Annotated in this window: 20 protein-coding genes; 11 read left to right on the plus strand and 9 right to left on the minus strand. The window is 44.8% G+C overall.

Annotation, left to right across the window (positions count from 1 at the left end):
* Nucleotides 1-164 precede the first annotated feature (164 nt).
* The 3 genes from glgB to R7Q09_RS12335 all read left to right on the plus strand — a co-directional run bounded on the left by glgB (nt 165) and on the right by R7Q09_RS12335 (nt 5,427).
* Nucleotides 165-2,357 carry a 1,4-alpha-glucan branching protein GlgB gene (gene glgB, locus R7Q09_RS12325; RefSeq protein WP_246542525.1) on the plus strand — a complete coding sequence of 731 codons (2,193 nt, stop codon included), beginning with the start codon at nt 165-167 and terminating at the stop codon, nt 2,355-2,357.
* A 151-nt stretch (nt 2,358-2,508) separates the two neighbouring features.
* Nucleotides 2,509-3,186 carry a monofunctional biosynthetic peptidoglycan transglycosylase gene (mtgA, locus tag R7Q09_RS12330; protein ID WP_318070909.1) on the plus strand — a complete coding sequence of 226 codons (678 nt, stop codon included), beginning with the start codon at nt 2,509-2,511 and terminating at the stop codon, nt 3,184-3,186.
* A gap of 180 nt (nt 3,187-3,366) precedes the next feature.
* Entirely contained in the window at nt 3,367-5,427 is a 2,061-nt protein-coding gene (locus R7Q09_RS12335) for an alpha-amylase (protein WP_064369586.1), read from the plus strand.
* A gap of 67 nt (nt 5,428-5,494) precedes the next feature.
* On the opposite strand, the gene R7Q09_RS12340 is transcribed toward R7Q09_RS12335, so the two are convergent.
* Both R7Q09_RS12340 and R7Q09_RS12345 read right to left on the minus strand, forming a co-directional pair.
* Nucleotides 5,495-6,211, minus strand: a complete 717-nt coding sequence (locus R7Q09_RS12340; RefSeq protein ID WP_064369587.1) for a DsbA family protein — start codon at nt 6,209-6,211, stop codon at nt 5,495-5,497.
* A gap of 96 nt (nt 6,212-6,307) precedes the next feature.
* Nucleotides 6,308-6,595, minus strand: a complete 288-nt coding sequence (locus R7Q09_RS12345; protein WP_049872671.1) for a hypothetical protein — start codon at nt 6,593-6,595, stop codon at nt 6,308-6,310.
* A 448-nt stretch (nt 6,596-7,043) separates the two neighbouring features.
* On the opposite strand from R7Q09_RS12345, the gene R7Q09_RS12350 reads away from it, so the two are divergent.
* The 4 genes from R7Q09_RS12350 (at nt 7,044) to R7Q09_RS12365 (ending at nt 9,970) form a co-directional block, all read left to right on the plus strand.
* Nucleotides 7,044-7,781, plus strand: coding sequence for a nucleoside recognition domain-containing protein (locus R7Q09_RS12350; RefSeq protein WP_005374846.1), 738 nt, complete (start codon nt 7,044-7,046; stop codon nt 7,779-7,781).
* Nucleotides 7,781-8,248, plus strand: coding sequence for a YjiG family protein (locus R7Q09_RS12355; protein ID WP_064369588.1), 468 nt, complete (start codon nt 7,781-7,783; stop codon nt 8,246-8,248). Before R7Q09_RS12350 ends, R7Q09_RS12355 begins: the two co-directional genes overlap by 1 nt.
* Nucleotides 8,249-8,257: 9 nt before the next feature.
* Entirely contained in the window at nt 8,258-9,382 is a 1,125-nt protein-coding gene (locus R7Q09_RS12360; protein ID WP_318070908.1) for a M20 family metallopeptidase, read from the plus strand.
* A 213-nt stretch (nt 9,383-9,595) separates the two neighbouring features.
* On the plus strand, nt 9,596-9,970 hold the full coding sequence (locus R7Q09_RS12365; RefSeq protein ID WP_064369590.1) for a YkvA family protein: 375 nt from the start codon (nt 9,596-9,598) through the stop codon (nt 9,968-9,970).
* Between the two features lie 104 nt (nt 9,971-10,074).
* Here R7Q09_RS12365 and R7Q09_RS12370 read toward each other — a convergent pair whose 3' ends face one another.
* The 3 genes from R7Q09_RS12370 to R7Q09_RS12380 form a co-directional block, all read right to left on the minus strand.
* Nucleotides 10,075-11,379 (minus strand): dicarboxylate/amino acid:cation symporter, encoded by a 1,305-nt coding sequence (locus R7Q09_RS12370; protein WP_017820133.1) that lies wholly within the window; start codon nt 11,377-11,379, stop codon nt 10,075-10,077.
* Nucleotides 11,380-11,768: 389 nt separating this feature from the next.
* Entirely contained in the window at nt 11,769-13,034 is a 1,266-nt protein-coding gene (locus R7Q09_RS12375) for a DUF1835 domain-containing protein (RefSeq protein WP_318070907.1), read from the minus strand.
* A gap of 280 nt (nt 13,035-13,314) precedes the next feature.
* On the minus strand, nt 13,315-14,205 hold the full coding sequence (locus tag R7Q09_RS12380) for a LysR family transcriptional regulator (RefSeq protein WP_318070906.1): 891 nt from the start codon (nt 14,203-14,205) through the stop codon (nt 13,315-13,317).
* A gap of 109 nt (nt 14,206-14,314) precedes the next feature.
* Between R7Q09_RS12380 and R7Q09_RS12385 the strand changes: the two genes are divergently transcribed.
* Together R7Q09_RS12385 and R7Q09_RS12390 are read left to right on the plus strand one after the other, a co-directional pair.
* Nucleotides 14,315-14,623 carry a monooxygenase gene (locus R7Q09_RS12385; RefSeq protein WP_005384613.1) on the plus strand — a complete coding sequence of 103 codons (309 nt, stop codon included), beginning with the start codon at nt 14,315-14,317 and terminating at the stop codon, nt 14,621-14,623.
* A 7-nt stretch (nt 14,624-14,630) separates the two neighbouring features.
* Entirely contained in the window at nt 14,631-15,002 is a 372-nt protein-coding gene (locus tag R7Q09_RS12390) for a hypothetical protein (RefSeq protein WP_017634450.1), read from the plus strand.
* A 64-nt stretch (nt 15,003-15,066) separates the two neighbouring features.
* Here the strand turns inward: R7Q09_RS12390 and R7Q09_RS12395 are convergent, their stop codons facing one another.
* The 3 genes from R7Q09_RS12395 to R7Q09_RS12405 all read right to left on the minus strand — a co-directional run bounded on the left by R7Q09_RS12395 (nt 15,067) and on the right by R7Q09_RS12405 (nt 18,975).
* Nucleotides 15,067-17,235 carry a polysaccharide biosynthesis tyrosine autokinase gene (locus R7Q09_RS12395; protein ID WP_213873757.1) on the minus strand — a complete coding sequence of 723 codons (2,169 nt, stop codon included), beginning with the start codon at nt 17,233-17,235 and terminating at the stop codon, nt 15,067-15,069.
* A gap of 51 nt (nt 17,236-17,286) precedes the next feature.
* Nucleotides 17,287-17,727, minus strand: coding sequence for a phosphotyrosine protein phosphatase (locus tag R7Q09_RS12400; RefSeq protein ID WP_031780905.1), 441 nt, complete (start codon nt 17,725-17,727; stop codon nt 17,287-17,289).
* Between the two features lie 129 nt (nt 17,728-17,856).
* Nucleotides 17,857-18,975 (minus strand): polysaccharide export protein, encoded by a 1,119-nt coding sequence (locus R7Q09_RS12405; protein ID WP_031778875.1) that lies wholly within the window; start codon nt 18,973-18,975, stop codon nt 17,857-17,859.
* Between the two features lie 458 nt (nt 18,976-19,433).
* On the opposite strand from R7Q09_RS12405, the gene R7Q09_RS12410 reads away from it, so the two are divergent.
* Entirely contained in the window at nt 19,434-20,327 is an 894-nt protein-coding gene (locus R7Q09_RS12410) for a hypothetical protein (RefSeq protein WP_031780904.1), read from the plus strand.
* A 71-nt stretch (nt 20,328-20,398) separates the two neighbouring features.
* On the opposite strand, the gene nfsA is transcribed toward R7Q09_RS12410, so the two are convergent.
* Nucleotides 20,399-21,121: an oxygen-insensitive NADPH nitroreductase gene (nfsA, locus tag R7Q09_RS12415; protein ID WP_318070904.1), complete on the minus strand. Its 723-nt coding sequence runs from the start codon at nt 21,119-21,121 to the stop codon at nt 20,399-20,401.
* A 195-nt stretch (nt 21,122-21,316) separates the two neighbouring features.
* On the opposite strand from nfsA, the gene R7Q09_RS12420 reads away from it, so the two are divergent.
* Nucleotides 21,317-21,958 carry a MarC family protein gene (locus R7Q09_RS12420; RefSeq protein WP_005374889.1) on the plus strand — a complete coding sequence of 214 codons (642 nt, stop codon included), beginning with the start codon at nt 21,317-21,319 and terminating at the stop codon, nt 21,956-21,958.
* Nucleotides 21,959-22,081: the final 123 nt, after the last annotated feature.

Consider the following 22,081-nt stretch of genomic DNA (forward strand, 5'->3'; position numbering starts at 1 on the left):
TTATGCCCGCGACAATAGCGGGCATTTTTGTATTTTGACGCCGTTTACGCAACGAACGTGAGAAGCGGAGTCTTTTTGTGAGTTCACAACGTTGGCTGTGGAGAAACCGATGTTTGATTCAGATCTCTGGTCTTGAAAAGGATGTTGGCTCTAGGGAGAAAGATTTGAAAACCACCAAAACCAAGAAAATAAAGAAACAACACGAACGCGCATACGAACTGCTTGCTGAGGCGGCTTACTCAGATCCATTTGCGGCGCTGGGTCCATTCATTGACGACGAAGCTTCGCTGAGAGTTTGGATGCCGGGCGCAAACAAGGTTGAACTACTTGTTAATGGTGAACCTCGCGTGGCGCTTGAGCGTGATGGCGACAGCGGTTTCATCTTAAAAGAGCAACGCGATTTACACCTGACCCACTACCGTTTAGCGGTCGATTGGAATGGTGTTGAACAAATTATTGATGACCCGTACCAGTACCACAATATCTACCAAGAGTACGAGCATCTGCATACGCCAAAAGACATGTATCACTACATGGGCGCACACTTTGTCACGCTAGAACGTGGCGGTGAAAACATCTCTGGTGTGCGTTTCCTTGTTTATGCACCACATGCATCTGCTGTTAGCCTTGTGGGTTGCTTCAACCAATGGGATGGCCGTCGTCATCCAATGCAACGCCTAGACTACGGTATCTGGGGCCTATTTATTCCTGGCTTAGAAGAAGGCGTTCAGTACAAATTTGAGCTAAAAGGGCCAAATGGGGAAGGGCTGCCACACAAACAAGACCCTTGGGGTTTCTACTCTGAGCAATACCCATCGTTCGCATCCATCACCTACGATCACAAGCGTTACCAATGGCAAGATGCGAAATGGCAAAACCGCGCAGTGACACAAAAGCGTGATGAAGCGTTATCGTTTTATGAGCTGCATGCTGGATCATGGAAGCGCGACGAGAAAGGTGATTTCCTCAACTACCGCGAACTCGCGGAGCAGTTGGTGCCATACCTTGTGGATATGGGCTACACCCACGTTGAGCTGATGCCTGTGTCTGAGCATCCATTCTATGGTTCATGGGGCTATCAACCCGTTGGCTTATTTGCGCCAACTAGCCGCTTTGGCTCCCCTGATGATTTCAAATTCTTCGTGGATGCGTGTCACCAAGCTGGTATCGGTGTAGTGCTGGATTGGGTTCCTGCGCATTTCCCATCGGATGATCATGGTTTAGCGAACTTTGATGGTACGCCTCTGTTCCATGATCCAGATCCTCGTCGCGGTTGGCACCAAGATTGGAACTCCTACATTTACGATTTAGGCCGTGAACATGTACGTCGCTTCCTTGTCTCGAATGCGCTGTACTGGTTTGAACAATTCCATATTGATGGTATTCGCGTGGACGCTGTCGCGTCGATGCTCTATCTCGATTATTCACGTAGTCACGATCAGTGGGTACCAAACGTCGACGGTGGCAACGAAAACTACGACGCAATCGCAACCTTAAAATGGATGAACGAAGAAGTGTACAAGCACTTCCCGAATGCGATGACGATTGCGGAAGAGTCAACGGCGTTTCCTGGGGTGTCTGCGCCAACCTTTATGGGTGGTTTAGGTTTTGGCTTCAAGTGGAATATGGGGTGGATGCACGACAGTCTTTCATACATCAAAGAAGATCCTGTTCACCGCAAATACCACCACAATACCATCACATTCCCGCTGGTTTATGCTCATAGCGAGAACTACGTCTTGTCTCTCTCTCACGATGAGGTGGTGTACGGCAAAGGCTCTATCCATAACAAGATGCCGGGTGATGAATGGCAGCAAACTGCAAACCTACGTGCATACTACGGTTACATGTATGGTCAACCGGGCAAAAAGCTGAACTTCATGGGCGCGGAAATCGGCCAAACGGCGGAGTGGAACCACGATGATCAGTTACAATGGTTCTTGCTGGAATATGAGCGTCATCAAGGTGTCCAAAAGCTGATGCGAGATTTGAACCACTTGTACCGAAATGAAGCGGCGATGCACGATCAAGATTGTGTTCCTGCTGGTTTTGAGTGGCGTCTACAAGACGAAGCGGATGCGAGTATCCTAGCGCACGAGCGTATCAGTAAAGAAGGTGAGCGTATTCTCATCATCACCAACTTTACGCCCGTACCACACGAGCGTTTCCGTTTAGGCGTTCCAAATGCAGGTCAATACGAACTGCTGCTGAACACGGACGACAACAAATACGGCGGCAGCGATTTTAAAGTGCTGACCAGTGTGAAAACGGAAAAAGTCGAAAGTGAATCACTGCCTCAATCACTTGAGCTTCGTTTACCACCACTTTCAACCGTGTTCTACAAGCTGAATAAATAATTCAGTCTAATCAAATTCTAAGCCCGTTTTACATTGTAAATCGGGCTTTTTTTGACCTATTTTTTACCTCAAAAACTTGTTGTTCCTGATTGAATCAGGCAAGCTCGCTGGTTTGTTTATCATCAATCGCTAATGCATTGGGGAACCACACATGTTGAAAAGGCTTAAGTCATTTCTGTTTAAAATGGTGTTGATATTACTGATCGCCCCAGTCGTTTTGGTGGGGGTGGTGAAATATGTCGATCCACCAATATGGGGATGGAAGTTAAGCCGCATTGTTGCGCCACCAAAGAACTATCCAGACAGCAGCCAACATGAATGGGTATCCTTGACGCGTATCTCAAAAAATATGCAGTTAGCGGTGATTGCGACCGAAGACCAAAAATTCCCTCATCATTATGGTGTCGATTTCGAGTCGCTATTCGACGTGATTTCCGAGGCTGGTGATAATGGTCCGTCGAGAGGCGCGAGCACTATTACCCAACAGGCTGCGAAAAATGTGTTTTTGTTTCCTTCTCACTCCTACGTTCGCAAGGCTTACGAGCTTTACTTTGCCTTACTGATGGAGCTGATGTGGAGTAAAGAGCGTATTCTAGAAGTGTATCTAAATGTGGTTGAATTTGGTCCCGGTATTTACGGAGCCGAAGCAGCGGCGCAGAATTACTTTGGTGTCAGTGCAAAGCAACTCTCGAAGTGGCAAGCAGCGCGTTTAGCCGTGGTGTTGCCAAACCCATATCGAATCAAAGTCTACCCACAAAGTGAGTACACTGCTCGCCGCACAAGATGGGCGATGAATCAAATGAGCAATCTTGGCAGCGTGCAACTTTAACTCCCTCAATCTATTGCACTTAAATAGAACTACGCCCCTATATCAATAAAATGTGAAGCGTCACAAGCTTTAGGGCGTAGCCTTTCAGAATGATGTGCTCAGTTTTTCATCCATTTACTATTAGTGTGAATAAAAATACAACACGAATACTGCGCCTATGCGCAACCAATGGACTGAACGATGAAACTGAATCTGATTACGACTACCTTATTGCTTGCATCGGCAAGTGCCATCGCCGAGCCAAACATCACCATTTCGACCACGACCAACAGCCGTGACTTTCCTTTAAATGCAGAGCAGCCGTTGGTTGTGCCCTTAACCAAAGATGGATACACGCTCAAAATTACGGGTGTTGAAGGTGACTGTGTCGCGCCTGATGGCCAGAAGGTCAAATTCAATAAACCTATCGCGCTGAACTGCGGAAAGCCAACGGAACTGCCGTTAAAAATCCGCTTTACTGGCGATTACTCTTTTGCTTTTGATGCGGAAGCGAAAACACTGCGCTTCAAGCGTGAACCTAAGAAAGCCGCGAAGACAGAATTCAAACGCCCAATCCCACAAGTGCAATGTGAGGTTTATCAAGGCGGCGAAGTCACCATTGCGCTGGGTGACAGTTTCCCCGATGGCACCAAGTTGCGTGATGCTTACTCTGGGCAAATGGTCGAAGTAAAAGATCAGCAAGTATCGCTGACGCCAAGCAAAGATTCAGGCGGGTTGGTGCTACTAGAGCCAGTGAAGAAAACCAAAGAAGCAGTATCGTTTGATTATCGCAATGCCAACATTTACTTCGTGATGGTCGACCGTTTCAAGAATGCTGATACGAGCAATGACAACAGCTATGGGCGCCAGAAAGACGGCAAAGAAGAGATCGGCACCTTCCACGGCGGTGATCTAAAAGGCGTGATCGAAAAGCTAGATTACATCAAGAGCCTAGGTACAGATGCGATTTGGTTGTCGCCAATCGTTGAACAAGTGCACGGCTTTGTTGGCGGCGGCGATAGCGGCTCATTCCCATTCTACGCTTACCACGGTTACTGGACGCGTGACTTTACCAAGATTGATGAGAACTTCGGTAACGAAGCTGATCTGAAAAAGCTGGTGGAAGAGGCACACAAACGTGGCCTTAAAGTCTTGATGGACGCAGTAATCAACCACACCGGTTACTCAACGTTAGCCGATTTGCAATTTGACGGTATTGAGGTGTTAAAACCAAACGCTGATTTACCGAATAAGTGGGGTGACTGGCAACCAAAAGCGGGTGAAAATTGGCATAGCTATCACCAGAATATTGATTACCAGAGTCCAAACTGGTCGAAATGGTGGGGCGGTGACTGGGTAAGAACAGGTCTACCGGGATACCCAGCTCCGGGCAGCAGTGATATCACTATGTCATTGGCGGGTTTACCTGACTTTATCACCGAATCAGACAAAGCCGTGAAGCCCGCGCAGTGGCTATTGGATAACCCTGGCACTCGCGTTGAGGCGCGTGATAATTACACCGTCTCGGACTACCTAATTGAGTGGCAAACTGATTGGGTGAAACGCTTTGGTATTGATGGTTACCGTGTCGACACGGTGAAGCACGTTGAAGGCGATGTGTGGAAACGCTTGAAAGAAGAGGCATCAAGCAGCCTTGAGCAGTGGCGTAAAGAGAACGGTAAGTCAGGTCAGCCATTCTGGATGATGGGTGAAGTATGGGGACATACCGCTTATCGCAGCCCTTACTTTGACGATGGCTTTGATGCGTTGATTAACTTCGACATGCAGAAGAAATTAGATAAAGGCGCGGCGTGTTTCAGCCAAATGGCAGACACTTACCAAAGCTATGCGGACACTATCGCCAATGAGAAAGACTTTAACCCTGTGAGCTACATGTCTTCTCACGATACCGAGCTGTTCTTCTCTCGCTTCAAAGATTACGGTATGCAGCGTAACGCCGCGAATGCACTGCTTCTGAGTCCTGGTGCTGTTCAGGTTTATTATGGTGATGAAGTTGGTCGTAACATTGGTCCTTACGCGGACGATTTCCACCAAGGCACTCGTTCTGACATGGTATGGAAGCTATCTGATGAGAAGCAAGCGCTGCTCAAACACTGGCAAACTCTTGGTCAGTTCCGTAAAGCGCACCCAGCGATTGGTGCGGGTCAGCATCAAGTAATTGAACAAGAAGGCGCGTACGTGTTCTCTCGCTCGCTTGGCAATGACAAAGTCGTCGTGGCGTTTGTAGGACGTGATAAGTAACTAAACGCTCTTTATGTCGATAAATAAAAAGCCCTTCCTTGAGTTATCAAGGAAGGGCTTTGTTGTTTTAGTTCGCCAGTTCTTGGTCGATGACTTTTTCTAGCTCGTCAAACGGCACATAGCCAGGAATGACTTGATCATTAATGATCAACGCAGGCGTGCCGCGTAAACCAAGTTGCGTGAAATACTGATAGTTTTTATCAAGCAACGCCTTGGTCTCTTTGTCGTCGACAAGCTGCGCTTCTGTCCCCGTTTTTTTCGCGATTTGATTTAAGGAACGTGCGTCATGTGCGCTCGGTTTTTTCACCAATAACTCATGCACTTGTTCGTACTTATCTCGCTGGTTTTGCCAAACATTTAATGCGTAACTTGCCGAGTTGTAGCCGTTTTTCTCGTATTGTTCTTTAAAAGAGACATTGAGGTTAAGCACTTTTACCTGCGGATATTCCTTACCAACTTTGACCAGCTCTCCTTCTAAACGTTTACAAAAAGGGCAGCTGTAGTCTGTTACGTTAATAATGGTTAACTCAGGGTTTTCAGCACCAAAAGAGGAATGTTTGCCATCACTTAGATATTGACGAACCTCCTTCAAGGTGTCGCCAAATGACTGTTGATACGCAATGTACTCTTGAAGGTTTTGGTGCAATGAATCAAGAATTTGAGGGTTTTCTTTTAATATCTGAGTAACTTCCTCTAGCTTTTGTTCTGCGGTCTTTTCTGATGCGAAAGATACGGCAGGTACGATAGCCATCGTTAACGCCAAAAGTGTACGAGTGAATGTCATAATATTTCCTAAAACTTTTAAATTTCGTTGTTTGTTATGTGAAGTGAATAAAATATGTACAAAAGTCAGGCAGAAAGGTCTCTCGCCTTGCTGGCTTTATTCTCTAAACACGCAAAGTTTTAGGTGAACCCGATACTTTTCCGGTATCGGTTCTGTGTATTCCAGATAACGAATTGCTGTGGTTGTCATCGGCAGCGCCACAATCAAAGCAAACAGAAAAAATGGAATAAGAATATGATCAAACTGATGTTGGTACGCTTGAACCAGCTTTTCTGAAAGGTCGCAAGATGGTGATAAATTCACACTCTCATCTTGCTGACTCTGTATTTGGTGAGCCTTCGGGCAGCTTTTCGAGAAACCAGAATTTTGGCTTAAGCATATCATCACCACCCAAAGCACGAGGGCGAGTGTCCATTTGGCTATTTTATATTGTGAGCGTAACAATGGGTCGTATAGTCCTGTTAATTCTGGTTTATGCCGTTTACATATGACCGGGCCATCCTAACCTAAATTTCGTGGCTGAATGTTACTTTCGAGTTAATCGATATTGCCTCAATGCCAAAGTATGAAGTACGTCATGAATGCTGTAGAAAGCAATATTCGTCAGAATCATTTGTTGAGTTGATGAAGAAGTCGTGAGCTATCGACATAGATTAATATACCTAATTGTTAGCACAAATTTTTATTATCTTTCAATTGTGATTGGAATCATAAAACAAAACTTCATAACTGAGTCACGATAATGTTCGGCAGGCGGATTGATTTTGATCATCTCTCTAGCACATTATTCAGGTGAACATATGTGTTAAGTTCCACATGTGTAGGTAATGTTATGAAAATTCCTGTTCAAACTGAGCGTAAAGTTACACTGGGGTGCTACGTTGCTCTGGCGTTTGCGGTTGTGTTCTTTTCTGGCCTGATGCAATCTAGCGAATGGTACGGTGTATTCGATTTTACAACGCTCAATGGCTCTTTCGGCAAGGTGGCGTATGGTGTCACCGAAACGGCTGACGGTGTGCAAGTTGCAACAACGTCGCTTCGCGGTACTGGTGGTAGCGGTGCTCGCGACGGTTTCATTTTTGCACTTACTTTGATTCCAACTGTTATGTTCGCCTTAGGTATGATCAACGTACTTGAGCACTACGGTGCACTTGAAGCAGCTCGTAAGCTTCTTACTCCTCTTCTACGTCCTCTAATGGGCATCCCTGGTAACTCTGGTCTGGCTTTAATTGCTTCTCTACAAAGTACCGACGCGGGCGCGGCGATGACGCGTCAGCTAAAAGATGAAGGTCACCTAACTAAGCGTGAAACGGACGTATTTACCATGTTCCAGTTCACTGCAGGTGCGACCATCGTGAACTTCTTCTCATCAGGTGCTGTGCTGTTCACATTGACGATGGCTGACGGCTCTCTAGCGGTCACGTCTTCTATTGGTTTAGCGGTTGTGGTGATGTTCGCATTCAAGATCATCGGTGCAAACCTGTTCCGTATTTACCTGAACATGACGGAAGGTAAAGAAGACAAACAAGACCAAAACAAATCAGAGAACCTAAAAGAGGAGACGGCATAATGGGTGACGTTAAAGCGAAAAAACCAATGGTGACGGATATCTTCGTCGAGGGTGCTAAGAAAGGCTGGTTAATTGCGACTACCTCTACGGTGCCTAACGTATTGATGGCGTTCGTTATCATCAAAGCGCTGCAAATCACAGGCGCGCTGGATCTGATGGGCACGGTGTTCTCTCCAATCATGGCGGTGTTTGGTCTTCCGGGTGAAGCTGCAGCGGTATTGATCGGTGCTTGGATGTCGATGGGTGGCGCAGTGGGTGTGGTTATCACGCTGTTTGACCAAGGTATCCTTAACGGCACGCACATTGCGATTCTAGCGCCTGCCATCTACCTAATGGGCTCTCAAGTTCAGTACATGGGTCGTATCATGGGGCCAATCGGTACTGAAGGTCGTTACATCCCAGTTATGATTGCAATCTCAGTATTGAACGCATTTGGCGCAATGCTGGTGATGAATCTGTTTGTCTAGGAGTGAGTCATGCAATTCTCTCTAAATGAATATCTAGAAGAGCTACGTCCGCTGATTAATGTGGATTGTGGCACTTACACGACTGATGGTATCGAGTTTATCGCTTCTCAATTTGAAGAGAAGTACCAAGCGATGTCAGGTTGGAGCGTAAAACGCATCGACTGTGGCAAAGCGGGCATCGGTCTTGAAGTTCGAAACAAGCCGGAAGCTGAGCAAATCGACGTGATGCTGATTGGTCACATGGATACCGTGTTCCCTGTCGGTACCGCTGGATTACGTCCTATGTCTCAAGACTCTGAAAAAGCGTACGGTCCGGGTGTCTCGGACATGAAATCTGGCTTGCTGAACATCGTATACGCGATGCGCAACCTAGACCAAGCGGTGTTGGATAAGCTGTCTATCGCTATCTGCATGAACCCAGATGAAGAAACGGGCTCTCTGGACTCTGTGGATTGGATTCAATCAGTAGCGAAAAACGCTAAGAATGTACTGGTTGCAGAAGCAGCACGTGCAGACGGTGGTTTAGTGAAAGCGCGCAAAGGCATGGCTCGCTACAAAATGACCTTTAATGGCGTTGCAGCTCACGCTGGTAACGAGCCAGAGAATGGCCGCAGCGCAATCACTGAGATGGCGAATTGGATTCTGGCTGTCAATGCAATGACCAACTTTGAATCTGGTACCACATTGAACGTCGGTATTATTTCTGGCGGCAACGGTGCGAACATCGTCCCGGAGCACGCGGAAGCGATCGTGGATGTGCGTTTCTGGAGCAACGAAGAATACGATGATGTCGACAACAAGCTAAACGGCATGCTGGAAACACCATTCGTTGATGGTGTGAGTATCGAGTTGGTTCGTGAAGCTTACAAACCTTCTATGGTGCCAAGTGCGCAAACGGAAAGCCTGATGGCATTAGTTGAAGAAGCCGCAAGTGAACTGGCTATCGACATCAACTGGAAAGAAGTGGGTGGCGGCTCTGATGCAAACAACACGGCGATTCTAGGCGCTCCAACCTTGGATGGCCTAGGTCCTATCGGTGCGGGCTTCCACAGCGATCAAGAGTACTTGTTGCTTGAGTCTATCGAACCACGTATCAAAATGTTGATGCGTGTCCTGGAGAAGATTGCTCAATAAGGCATTCTGCTTCTAAAGCTTGGCTCCCAAAGCTGTTGGTTTCTAAGACTTTTGATTTCCAAGACTTTTTGTTTCCAAAGCAATAATCCCCGGACTTCGGTTTGGGGATTTTTCTATCTGTGTTTCACTTTACTATCATTTCTTGTTATTAATCTTGCGTTCAGGTTCGATTTATTAATATGTTGGACATAGTCATAAATTTCGGAGGCAACGATGACCACAACAATGTCTGTAAAATCGGCGCCGAAAGACGCCAAAGACCAAACGATGCAAGCGCCAGATGAGAAAACCTTCTGGCGTAAAATGAAAAATTCCGTCAAGAAAGCAGGTGAAGAGATTGCGGTTATGGGCATTAAATCATGGCTCGCGATGGCAGATTCCAACACTTCTGTTCGCCACAAGGCTATCTTAGGTGGCGCGTTGGCTTACTTCGTCCTACCAACAGATATGGTGCCAGACGTACTCGCTGGCGTCGGTTTTACCGATGACATGGCAGCACTTACCTTAGCCGCGAACTCAGTCGGTAATGCCATCACTAAAGAACACGAAGCACAAGCCAGAGAAAAACTGAATTCGATGGCGGATTAGAAAGAATATTTCTAGACGCGGAGAAAACAAAAGCCCCGATGTTTCCATCGGGGCTTTCTTTTAGACAGGACTATATAATTTCAGAATGGTAATCGTAGAACGATTTAGGCGTCAGCGCGTTTAAGATGCACTTCTTCTTCGGCTACGCCTGCCATTGGGTCGTTGAAGCGAGCCTCATCCAATGCACCCTCTGATTTTGCAACGATGACGGTTACAGCACTGTCACCAGTGATATTTACCGCGGTACGAATCATATCGAGAAGACGGTCAACACCCATGATGAGCGCGATACCTTCAAGCGGCAGACCAACTTGGTTCAATACCATAGCAAGCATGACAAGACCCACACCAGGAACACCTGCGGTACCGATAGACGCCAGAGTTGCCGTCATGATAACCATTAGGTAATCGCCCATAGTTAAATCAATATTGAAAGCTTGAGCAATAAACGCAGTTGCTACGCCCTGCATGATCGCCGTACCGTCCATGTTCACGGTTGCACCAAGTGGTACAGTGAACGATGATACACGGTTCTCAACACCCATGCGGTGCTTTGCTGTTTCCATTGTCACTGGAATCGTCGCGTTCGATGATGCTGTAGAAAAAGCAAACATGATCGCGTCTTCCATCTTACGTAGGAACGTAATTGGGTTTAGACCTGTGAAACCTTTTAACATTAAGCTGTAAGTAACTAGACCGTGTAGGACAAGCGTACCAGCCAGTACTAAGAAGTACTCTGCCAGATTGACGATCGCGCCCAGACCAAGACCAGTAAATAGCTTCGCCATTAAGAAGAACACCCCATAAGGCGCCAAGTTCATCAAAATCGCGACCAGTTTCATGATCACTTCATTCAGATCAGAGAAGAATGCTGCGATGCGTTCGCCTGGTTTACCCGCTGCACTGATCGCGATACCGAATAGCACGGCGAACACGATAACTTGCAGAGTTTTACCTTCTGCCATTGCGCTGATTGGGTTGGTCGGGAACATATCGATGATCACCTGACCCAAAGATGGTGCTTCTGCTGATTTGAATGAACTTGCTGCGGTTAGGTCAGCGCCAGCACCTGGCTGGAACAGAGTACCCATAGTTAGAGCAAGCGTAATCGCGATAGCCGTTGTTGTAACGTAGAAAGCGAGGGTTTTACCACCCATGCGACCCAGTGTAGAAAGGTCTTTGAGGGAGCTAGTACCACAAACTAGTGAAACAAACACTAGAGGGACTACGAGCATTTTTAAGCTGGCAACGAAGATCTGTCCACCAACTTCGAATAATCCATTAACAATGTATGCGTCGACAAATCCGTTGTCGGCAAAAAGTGTGCGAATTGCAAATCCTGTCAAGATACCCGCAACCATACCTAAAATTACGCGGCTGGTAAGCGACATCGGTTTCTTGGTATTCATGAGAACACTCCTTATAGTTATGCACCTTGAGTTCACTTCAAAGCGGCGAGCAGATTAGCAGCGGAGTGAGAAAATACGAAAGAATAATCCTCTAAATGGTTAATAGATGTGAACTTTATCACTAATAAAAATGGAATTTTAACCAAATATTAACGAATTGGCCGGATGAAAAGTTTGTATTTTAACACTTTTATCGAATATACAACCGATAACAAAGAGGATTTACAATAAATTTTAATAAGAGATAGAGTGCATACTCTCTTTGAGTGGATGCATTTCTGCATAACTATTTAAGTTATATTCAGGCTAGCGGTCGCTTCTTTAGCGATACTTTAGTATTGAGTGTTCATCAGAGCCAACGAACCCTTTATGCTTTCATATTTGTCAACTCAATGATGGTTGGCAAGTGTAGTTAGTTGGAGGTGATCCCAGCTCCAATAACTTTGACTGGTATTTTTAATCCCTCCAACCCAATAGCATTGTTTCGCTCGTATTAAGCCTTCCAAACACTGCTTGCCAGCCTCAGTGATACGGACGCTTTGTTCCCACCAGTGCCTTTCACGTGACTCAATCGTGATCAAAGGTGTTTGACACTGTGCTAGAGGGAGGAGTAACGCGTAAAACATCACGTCTCCTAGGTAAGGAAGAGGTTCTAGTTGTTGATATTGCTCAAACCAATCTTTGATGGGAATTGAACGATTTTGTGAGCTCAAGACCTTTAGTGCGAGGTGTTGTGTCAAGCTCAATCCAGTTTGTGAATTAGGTAACTCTTGCAAATGGCGTTTAAGCACGTTGAGTATATTGGGCAAGCAATCCAGGTTATGCTGCTGAATCAAATTAACTATGGAAATAGGTGTCGGTGATGTAATAGCGTGCCAACACCGTTTAGCCTGACTGAATAATTTTGCTGTCACAGGTTTACGGTATCGCCAACAAGAACGAATAGCTTCTTCAGGCAACTGCCCAAAGCCGATGAATCGTTCAGTGCCCGGGAACTGGTTCAACTCAATGATCTCTATCACTTTATTCTCTACATTCTCTAACTGTGTTAGAGCACGAATTAGCATCAATTGATCATAACTGTCATGTTCGACCCAAAAGACGATTCGTTCAAATACATCACTTTGCAACAGATCGAGGTTTGATTGTTCCAATGTGACTATATCTTGAACCGAGTCTTCACGCTTCATCACGGGCAGCAGAGTCTCTACGACATATTGGGCACGAATGGCAAGGAAGTTCTGCGGTGTTGCTGGTATGGGGCCAATACAAAGCGGATCGATCAGGGCTAAAAATGTCCCTTCAAATCCACTGGTTTTAAGCTGTTGTTGTATATCGTGACCGCAACGAACGTGTAGCGTTTTTACTTTCGCATCTAGGGGCGGTTTTTGTTGTTTGATGGCTAGTTTGTGCGCTTCTAGCTCTTCGACATGAGCTTTTAGTTTACTCCAACTGGATAAGCCAAGTTCTCTTGCGAGTGCATATTGAACGTCAGCCAATTGAATTGCATTGGGAGCCAAAGATTCTGGCTTGGAGTGAAATCGCTTAACTAACTCCAACGTAGCGTCATCGTATAGGCGGATAGCTTTGAGCCTTTTTTTAGCAATGGATTTTTGCTGATTGATATTGATCGAGAAGCTATTTGTAGAGTTCATATTTCACCTTTCTTACTTCTTCCACACTCGCCTAAATAGAAGCTAAAAAGAAGGTAAAAACAGATTGTGCCTGCTAAACCAAGCAGGTGAGGATATTGCCGTGAACCGAGTTCTTTCCGCGAGTGTTGGGTGCTTTAGGCATGAGCAGAGTGATAGTAGGTGGTCGCTGTCCTTCGTGCAACCTTTTGTGAGAGTGTAGCGTCACAAAATGGCCGTTTCTCTATGTTTAGGGAGAATCAATAGCCGATAACACTAGCGATTCAACTCAATACCACTGTTGCTAGACTCGAGTTTCTACACTTTTGAGTAAAGTACGATAAAGCGCTTGAGTCGCAGGACCACTTTTGGCTCCTTTGGGCAAAGTGAGGTGCAGCGCAACTTGATATTGATGGGAGTGTTCGAGCTCCAATACGTTAATTTTATCGCTCTTTTGGGCTGAGACTAAGTGCGCTGGTAGCCGACAAAACCCAACGCCTTGCTCTACGGCGTGAAAAGCGTGGTCGAAGTTATCGACGGTAATACGCTGACGTGCGCGTAACCAACCGACATCTCTTTTCGTTTTGTCTGAATCACCTAAGTCACGGATGACAATTTGGCTGGTGGTTGCAAAATCGTCGATGGAAACATGCGGCTTTTTAGCGAGTGGATGGTGTGCTGCGATTACAGGCAGCATGGTTGTTACGCCAAATGCTTCGGCAGGGTAGTTGGTTATCGGTAAGTTGATGATTGCGATGTCAGCGAGCTCATTTACGACCATTTCGGTTGTTTTGCTCAGTGACGTTTCAACCACTTGAACGGAGGTCGTGTTGTTGTCCTCCAAAAATTGACTGAGTGGTGCATAAAGCCAACAAGGGTCACAAAGATGATCTACTGCGACCGTGATTTGAGATTCCACCCCACTTTTTAACTGCTCGCTGATGACTTCTAGTTCCCGCGCTTGTTCAAGCATGGATTGTGCACGACGCAGTATGGTTTTGCCGTGCTCTGTCAAACCCGCTTTGCGCCCTCGTACTTCGATAAGTTGAATACCAAGTTGGTCTTCTAACTTCCTCACCGAGTAGATCAATGTGGTATGGCTCTTGTTGAGCAGTAAAGCTGCGGATTGAATGCTGCCTTCTTGATTAATCGCTTGTAGCGTTTGCCATTGTTCTAAGGTCGTTTTTAGTCTCATGAGTCAATTTTTTAGACAGTTAATGGCGAAATTATGAACTTTTCTGTCAGTTTTATAAAGGTAATAATCTTGTCATCGAAAACGAGTCAATAAGAAGAGGAGACTCAAGATGGCGAAATTATTACAAGTTGATTTTGAATTTCATGGTCCGTTTGGTGAAGAGATGTCGAATGCTCTGGTCGACTTAGCTAAGTCGATTAACCAAGAGTCGGGCATGATTTGGAAAATCTGGACGGAAAGCGAAAAAGACAAACTCGGTGGTGGTATCTATCTTTTTGAAGATGAAGCCACGGCGCAAGCGTATCTCGAAATGCATGCCGCACGCTTACGAAAAATGGGCGTAGTCGAAGTACGAGGTCAAATTTTCGATATCAATGTGCCGTTAACGACGCTCAATCAAGGGCCTATTAGAGGATAAGGAGATGATGACCAACCGCACTTTTCTAACCGTTCATGGTGTCGTATATACGGTATTCGCTTTTGCGTTGTTTTTTGTACCAACAATAATGTGGCCGATGTATGGAGTACAAATTAACGACCAGTACGCGCTGTTTTTATCGCAGCATACTTCGATCTTTTTAGGTGGAATCGCTGCGGTGAGTTTGATGTTACGTAATGTGGAATCAGGGCATACTGCGAAACAGCTGTTTAAAGCATTATTGATTACTAATGGCTTAGGGGCAGTGATTACTACCTATGCCGGCATTATCGGAGTATTTGTCGGTTTTGGTTGGAGTGACCCAATATTCTTTGTCTTGCTTAGTTTGATTACGTACAAGCAATTAAGAGTGCAATAGAAAAAGCCCTGCTGTTTCTAGCAGGGCTTTGTCATATTTGGTCAAATTAGCGATCTAGATTAATTCATGATTCGCTTTTGTACGCGTAGTTATAGTAGCCGTATCCATAGCCGTATGAGTTAGATGCCTTTTTCTCAACTGCATTGAGAATCACACCTTTAACTTCAACGCCTGATTGCTCGAAGCGACCTTTCGCGACTTCAATCTCCTTCAAAGTCGTTTGATCAAAACGAGCGACCATCAGAGTTGTTCCTGCAAGCGCGCCAACAATGCTTGGGTCGGTAACTGCGAGTACAGGCGGCGTATCGATGATGACTAGATCGTATTGTGCAGACATCTCGTCAACAAAGCTCTTGAAGCGAGGGTGCATAAGAAGTTCTGACGGATTTGGTGGTACTTGGCCGCGAGTCACAACATCTAAATTATCAATGGATGTAGATTTAATGATGTTGCTAAGGGATGTCTTACCGCTCAAGTAATCAGAAAGACCGTTGTCCCAACGTAGACCGAAGCATTGCTGCAAATAACCTTTACGCATATCCGCATCAATAAGCAGCACTTTCTGACCGGTTTTCGCAGCGACGGCCGCAAAGTTGGTCGATACAAATGTTTTGCCGATAGATGGTGCAGGACCTGAAATCATAAGAACGTTATTCTTCGCTTCCATCATTGCAAAGTGCAAGCTAGTGCGAAGACTACGTAGAGCCTCAATGGAAAGATCGGCTGGGTTAGCTTCCGCTAGAAGGACTAGCTCATTGTTGCTGCCTTTGTTGCGCTTAAGCTTGTTTGCAAATTCCAGTTGTTGAATAGATTTTGGAACGCTTGCGTAAACTGGCATGCCAATCTGTTCAATTTGATCTGGTGTTTCCACACCACGGTGGAATGCTGCACGAATTAATACGAAAGCCACGCCTGCCATACCGCCAAGCAGTGTTGCTAGCACAACGATAAGCGCTTTTTTCGGCTTGATTGGCTTAGAGAAAGATTGAGCGTTATCTAAGATTCGAACGTTGCCAACTGTTCCGGCTTTAATAATGTTGAGCTCTTGAACCTTGTTCAATAGTTGGATGTAGATTTGTTGGTTTACTTCTACATCGCGTGTCATACGTAGAACTTCACGCTGTGTTTTCGGTAACTTTTGAACTTGTTTATTAAGACGTTCTTTCTCTTTTAATAGTGTTTCACGTTTATCAAGTAGCGACTTATAAGCTGGGTGATCCTGTGTGAAGCGTTGGCTGATCTCACTTTCTTTGAATGTAAGCTCATTTAGCTGTGCTTCTAACTCAACCATTACTTTCAGCGTTGACTGAGCTTCAAGGCCTAAGTCGATAGATTCATTTTCTTGACGGAACCGATTTAAAACGTCTTCAGAAGCGGTCAGTTTTGTTTTGATGTCTGGGAGGTGACCTTTCAAGAACTCGAGGCTTTGCTCTGCCTCTGCAGAATTTCTTTGAACGTTTTGTAAGAAGTAGTTTTGGCTAATGTCGTTCAAGATATCTTGAATCTTAGCGCGGTCTTCACCAGAGAAGCTTAAAGATATAATCCCGGTTTGCTTACCACGTTCGCTAATCGATAAGTTTTCTTGAAGTTTATTAATTGCATCTAATTTACTGATTTTGCTGACCGTGAATGAGTCACCAGTTTGAGCCACAAGTTCAGTCGCCAAAAACTGGTATCCATTCTTCTCAAGCAGTTCACCAACTTTACCTTCTAGAATGACGTTATTGTCATCTTCTAAGAGCCTGAACGTCTGTTTTTCAGAATCAATAACTTCAAGAGTTAAAGGAACGCCAACTGCGTAAGAAGGAGCATTAAATCGTGAAACGCTCAGACTGATTTGCTCACCTTGTAGTCGAGCTAGGCCTTTACCAATAATTGGCATGTAGTTTGGAGAAACGACAGTCGTTAAGTTGAACTTATCAACAGTACCGCCCAAGATCATACGAGATTTGATGATCTCTATTTCTGTTGTCGCTGATGATTCTGCTGAAAACAGCTCTCCCATATCACCAACCATCGCTGAAATACCACCTGAACTCTTACTTTCGATTTGGATAAGAGCGTCAGCTTTATAGATAGGTGTTGATAGAATGGCAACGCCGACGCCTATAATCGAAAATAGGACTACGGTACATAGAATGAGCCATTTGGCATCGAGAATGATCCCAAATAACTTTCCCAAATCGATCTCATCGTCGGCTTGACGTGATTGCTTAATAGTTTGTGTTGTCATTACTTTAACTTCTTAAATACCTTGCCATTGGCGTTTATTTAGCCTTGCGGCTTATAGTTTTTGAGACCACGCTTTTGCTGCTTTTTCTATAAGCGTATATGCATGTTCGAAAGCTTCTCTACTTTGTCTGTATGGATCAGGGATGTTTTGTTCATTTATCCACTGTCCAAACAGCATCGTTTTACCTCGTGCCTCAGGAGCGATTTTGGTTAAGGCTTCTAAATGACCTTTTTCCATAACCAATATCAGATCGTATTGAGCGCAAAGCTCAGGTGTTAATTGTCGTGCTTCGTGTCCATCTAAGCTTACGCTATGTTCGTTCGCGATAGTGGTTGCCATCTCGTCAGCAGCTTTTCCCGTTAGATGGCTCTTATCTACTGCGATTCCTGCTGATGCGACATGTTTGTTTGGTAGTAAAGACTGCAAAAGCCGCTCTCCTGTTGGAGAGCGGCAAATATTACCGACACAGACGACAAGAATATTAGAAAACAAATGCTTACCCTACTTTAAGTTGTATGCTTATGATCTCAACTGAATTGCTGGCTTCTTTATATTGCGCAATTGAGCTGAGTAGCTATCGATTACGTGCCGCAAGAGATAATTTTCTTGCGGCACGTTGTTTTACGGCCAAGTGCGTACTCGTAGTACACCTTCGGTTAGTTCATTAAAGCCGGAAATGGTTGGAACGAGCTGAGCAATCACACGATTCCAACGACTAACAGGTGCAGCCGTCACATAGACTATGTCGTAAGGGTTGAGATCAAACTCAGTACCAATCACCAAAGCAGAAGCGTCAGAAACATCTAGCTGATAAATGTCCGCCATTTTAGCTTCTTCTTTTGAACGTCTGATGACAAACACACCGGTAGCATCTGCGGAGATTTCACTGATACCACCAACGCTGCTAAGAGCCTCAGTAAGGCTCATGCCGCTACGATCAATTTTGAGTAATTTCGGATCGTTAACCTCGCCCATAACAAATACTTTTTGCGCATCGTTTCGAGGAATATGAACAATATCGCCAGGCTTTAGAAGGCGGTTTTGAGTTAAATCGCCTTGTTGCATCAGAGCATACAAAGAGACGTTTTCAACAACGCCATTGCGTGTCAGTGTCGCATTACGCCAGTCAGCCTCGGCAGCCAGTCCGCCAGCTCTATTCACAGCATCTAGAAGTGTAAGGGGGATGTTTGTAATTGGTTGTTGTCCTGGCTTGTTAACTTCGCCAGTTACATAAGTCTTTTTAGAGCGAAATGCCGCAACGCTTACATCGACCTGTGGGCTCTCAATGTATTTTGCAAGGCGGCTTGCAATGTCTGCACGAATCTGACGTACGTTTTTGCCTTCAACATGTACGACACCTATGTAAGGGTAGAAGATCGTGCCATCCGAATGCACCCAGTTACCCGCTTCGGCTGAGCTTCGGTATGAGCCCGCTGGGATCGTTAGCTCTGGGTGATCCCAAATAGTGATATTTAGGATATCGCCAGGTCCTACTTCGTATTCATATTTTGCGATTTCAATATCTAACTCTGGGTTTGGTTTTGAAAAAGGGCCCACTGAATTTAAAGACGTTACGCGCTCCAAAGTTAAGGGATAAACGGTAACCTGAGACTCTATATCACTCGATTCAGTGCTCATGACTGTTTTGTCACTGACCGAAAGGTGGCTACCAGGCAAAGTACACCCTGTAAGAAGGATAGGAAGTACTGATATCCCCAAAAATTTATTAAATGTGTTCATTGGTTTATAACTACCGAAAGAAAGTTTGCCGACTGAAATTGATTCATTCTAATTGAACTGCATTTCATCAATATTGATGATTTACTGCAGTTTTAAGCCTTTAGAAAGCGAGTCCATTCAGAATTATTTGTGTAATAAACACTCCAAATGGCTGCTAGCGACTTAGAGCTCTTAGTTTCATTAATGAAGGTGTGAAAATCCGACCCACAAAAAATAGTCAACTATTATCCATCTGGTTGCAATAAAGGCAACAAGTTACTTAAAAAAATACTGACGAATACATGACAAAATTGTGTCTATTTAACGTTATTGAGATGAATGCATGATTTTGCACAAGCAAACAGGCAAGAATGTGAAAAAACTCATGCCAAAGTTGTATGCATCCTATTTACACTATATGCAACTGCCGTTATGCTTCCTGTTGCGGTCGGATATAACAACAAATATTGGAGCTAATTTTGAAAATCAAACTTTTAACGGCAAGTGTGGCAGCAGTCCTACTAGCAGGTTGTGGTAGTGACAGCGACCCTGAGGTAAAAAGATACTCAGTTCAGGCTTATGACCCAGCTGTTATCGGCATGAAAGTTCAAGCAGTATGTGGTGGTGAGACATACGACGCGATTGAAAATACAACAAACTATGAAGGTATGGTTGGTAAAGCGCGTTTTGAAAATATCAACGTTGTAAATGCGCCAGGTGATTGTGCTTTCGTATTAACGCACACAGAAGATAGTAAAGACGCGTCAAATGGCAAACCTATTACATCTGACTACAAAATCCCTCAAGGCCTAGCCCAGGCGGATTCATTGGTAACAGGCTCTCCATTTACGACTTTGGTTGCTAACTCTTTAAAAGATGGTGAAGTATACTCTTCTGATATCGCTGAAAAAGTATTCGAGAATTTGGGTATCGATATCAATGCAAGTGGTAAAACAGTTGACGAAATCCTTCGTGATACAGAATCTGTAGTAGCAGGACTTGGCAGTGAGGGTGGTAACAGCGCACTTGCTACTCAGCTAGTTGCAACAGCAAACGTTGTATCAGATATCATCAAAGCGAACCCAACAGCTTCGCCTGAAGCTGTAGCTGTTGCTGCAAAAGCAATCACAGAAGATGTAATCGCGGCGAACCCAAATTATCCTGAGAATGATTCAGGTGACGTTATCTACGTAACGATTCCAGCTGAAGATACTCAGAAAGTTGTTGCTGATGTACAAGAGGCTATCGATAACGACATTCCATTAGAAGATATCGAACCTGACGTACCACAAATTCCAGATGCGGAAGTCGGTGAGCCAATTGAACCTGAAGATCCACCGGGTCCAGGCACTGGCGCGACAGGCGGTAACTAAGCAAGTTTTTGCTGATAAATTCTAAAGGCCTCTTCAGAGGCCTTTTTTGATCCTATCGTATATTGTAGTCATCACCTTTTAGTGAGCCCTTTTCTGTTTAAGTAAGGCAGGATGTGCGGACGTGATTCGCCAGCCAGTTTACTGGTGACTTCTTGCGACCAAGTACTCTGTTTTTGATTGCTCGAACGGTTTGCATAGTAGTTTTGCATAGTTTTGTCATACGTCTGAATATCATCCAAGTTTAGGTCTTGATACTGATTTTCATGCACCACGACATGCTTAGGTAGGCGAGGTTTTACTTCAGGGGCTTGATCTGGATGACCAAGACACATACCAAATAAAATGGCGGTATTTTTAGGTAAACCTAATAATTCGTCTACTTTTTGGGCATTGTTTCGTAAACCACCAATATACACACCTCCTAGTCCCATCGACTCCGCCGCTAGCAAGCAATTTTGTGCCATGATGCCCGAGTCTACAGCGCCTATTAGAGTTAACTCGGTAAAGTCAGCTTGAACATCTGGGTTGATACTGGCGTGGCGTTGGTAATCAATGCAAAACACCAAAAACTCAGCCGCGCTTTCAACGTACCCTTGATTTCCGGCATATTGAGCTAATAGTGTACGTTTTTCTTTGTCGGTCACGCGGATAATTGAAACGACTTGCAACATGCTTGATGAGGACGCCGCAAGGCCGGCTTGAAGAATGGCATCTAATTGTTCGCCCTCAATCGGTTGTGAGGTGAATTTTCGAATTGAGCGGTGATTGAGAATTGTTTGAATCGTGCTGTTCATGGTGACTTAACATCCCCTGTTACGTGTAAAGGCTGAAGACTCACCTTAGCGACATTTGATGAGTCGGTAAACTATCTCAAAAGAAAAACAATGCTTGGTGCATAAGTGTGAAGACGAATCGAGAATACACCACTCGTTCTGTTTGAGAGCGTATATACTGTTTTTAGAATCAATAATTTAAATGCAGTGGAAAATATGAAAGAACTCATTGTTCATACAGTTACGGTGTTTATGGGCTTCTTTGCCATCATGAACCCTATCGCCAATATTCCCATCTTTTTGAGTTTAACTGCTGATGAAGATAAAGAAACCATCCGTTCCATTGCGCTCCGCTCGGTTTTTATTGCATTTATTATCATCGCGATATTTTCTATTGCCGGTAAGTTAATTTTTGATTTGTTTGGTATCACGCTTTATGCATTGCGAATAACAGGCGGCATTTTGGTGTTTTTGATAGGTTTTAACATGCTTCAAGGTGATTCGACGCATCAGAAAACCAAAGAGAAGGCGTATTCACCAGCTCAGCAACGGGCGGCATTGAGTATTGCAGTGTCTCCACTGGCGATGCCAATATTAGCTGGGCCTGGAACGATTGCTACCGCGATGAACTTTGCGACAGCGGGTGGTTTCGATCAAACCATTATTACTATCGTTTCTTTCGCTGTCCTTTGTGTGATCACCTATGTACTGTTTTTGTTTGGAGACAAATTGGTCAAAGCGGTTGGACCAAGTGCTCTAAATGTTGTGACTAAAATGATGGGCTTAATTCTAGCGGTTATTGGTACTCAAATGTTCATTGATGGCGCGGGCGAAGCCTATAAAACGGTTTTCTCCTAGATTTCTCTTAGACCTTGCCACCTTGGTTAAGCCCGCAATTACATTTCTAACGGGTACGGATTTTTTGAACTTTAGTTTTCATTTTCTAAGAGAGAAATGAATAGACTTCACCTATTTCAATAA

It is taken from the genome of Vibrio sp. 2130-1 (assembly GCF_033339515.1).

Coding starts and splice junctions, on each gene's coding strand:
- R7Q09_RS12380 (WP_318070906.1), bottom strand. CDS start 14,205: ATGAGACTAAAAACGACCTTAGAACAATGGCAAACGCTACAAGCGATT.
- R7Q09_RS12340 (WP_064369587.1), bottom strand. CDS start 6,211: ATGACATTCACTCGTACACTTTTGGCGTTAACGATGGCTATCGTACCT.
- R7Q09_RS12420 (WP_005374889.1), top strand. CDS start 21,317: ATGAAAGAACTCATTGTTCATACAGTTACGGTGTTTATGGGCTTCTTT.
- R7Q09_RS12375 (WP_318070907.1), bottom strand. CDS start 13,034: ATGAACTCTACAAATAGCTTCTCGATCAATATCAATCAGCAAAAATCC.
- R7Q09_RS12350 (WP_005374846.1), top strand. CDS start 7,044: ATGAAAATTCCTGTTCAAACTGAGCGTAAAGTTACACTGGGGTGCTAC.
- R7Q09_RS12395 (WP_213873757.1), bottom strand. CDS start 17,235: ATGACAACACAAACTATTAAGCAATCACGTCAAGCCGACGATGAGATC.
- R7Q09_RS12405 (WP_031778875.1), bottom strand. CDS start 18,975: ATGAACACATTTAATAAATTTTTGGGGATATCAGTACTTCCTATCCTT.
- R7Q09_RS12360 (WP_318070908.1), top strand. CDS start 8,258: ATGCAATTCTCTCTAAATGAATATCTAGAAGAGCTACGTCCGCTGATT.
- R7Q09_RS12335 (WP_064369586.1), top strand. CDS start 3,367: ATGAAACTGAATCTGATTACGACTACCTTATTGCTTGCATCGGCAAGT.
- R7Q09_RS12355 (WP_064369588.1), top strand. CDS start 7,781: ATGGGTGACGTTAAAGCGAAAAAACCAATGGTGACGGATATCTTCGTC.
- mtgA (WP_318070909.1), top strand. CDS start 2,509: ATGTTGAAAAGGCTTAAGTCATTTCTGTTTAAAATGGTGTTGATATTA.
- R7Q09_RS12390 (WP_017634450.1), top strand. CDS start 14,631: ATGACCAACCGCACTTTTCTAACCGTTCATGGTGTCGTATATACGGTA.
- R7Q09_RS12370 (WP_017820133.1), bottom strand. CDS start 11,379: ATGAATACCAAGAAACCGATGTCGCTTACCAGCCGCGTAATTTTAGGT.
- R7Q09_RS12345 (WP_049872671.1), bottom strand. CDS start 6,595: ATGATATGCTTAAGCCAAAATTCTGGTTTCTCGAAAAGCTGCCCGAAG.
- nfsA (WP_318070904.1), bottom strand. CDS start 21,121: ATGAACAGCACGATTCAAACAATTCTCAATCACCGCTCAATTCGAAAA.
- R7Q09_RS12365 (WP_064369590.1), top strand. CDS start 9,596: ATGACCACAACAATGTCTGTAAAATCGGCGCCGAAAGACGCCAAAGAC.
- R7Q09_RS12385 (WP_005384613.1), top strand. CDS start 14,315: ATGGCGAAATTATTACAAGTTGATTTTGAATTTCATGGTCCGTTTGGT.